Origin of the sequence: Nocardioides abyssi (assembly GCF_030412915.1) — a bacterium.
In the GTDB taxonomy this organism is placed as follows: domain Bacteria; phylum Actinomycetota; class Actinomycetes; order Propionibacteriales; family Nocardioidaceae; genus Nocardioides; species Nocardioides abyssi.
Genome location: NZ_JAUHJR010000171.1, coordinates 1 through 277, shown reverse-complemented (window position 1 = coordinate 277; position 277 = coordinate 1). Strand labels below are relative to the sequence as shown.

General features: G+C 60.3%; 1 protein-coding gene. It reads right to left on the bottom strand.

Going from position 1 to position 277, the window contains the following annotated elements:
* A partial coding sequence (locus QWY29_RS20370; RefSeq protein WP_300963046.1) for a PTS transporter subunit IIC occupies window positions 1–277 on the bottom strand: 277 nt, incomplete at both ends.

Genomic DNA, 277 nt, shown 5'->3' with positions numbered 1-277 from the left:
CTGTCCGACTGCGCCCGCTGCGATGTAACCCAAAGAACCGAAATGGCCGATTGCGATGGTGTCATTGCCGGTGATCTTCTTCGTCCACGGGTGGAGGAATGCCGGCATGACCACCATGATCACGCCCAGCAGGACGGCCCCGAGGAGCACGACCAGCCAGTCAAGGCCTTCTCCCAGGCCGACGGACAGAATAACGGTGAGCATGGTGGCCATGAACACCATGTGGTGACCGGTCAGGAAGACGTACTTCAACGGAGTGAAGCGCGCCAGTACCAGC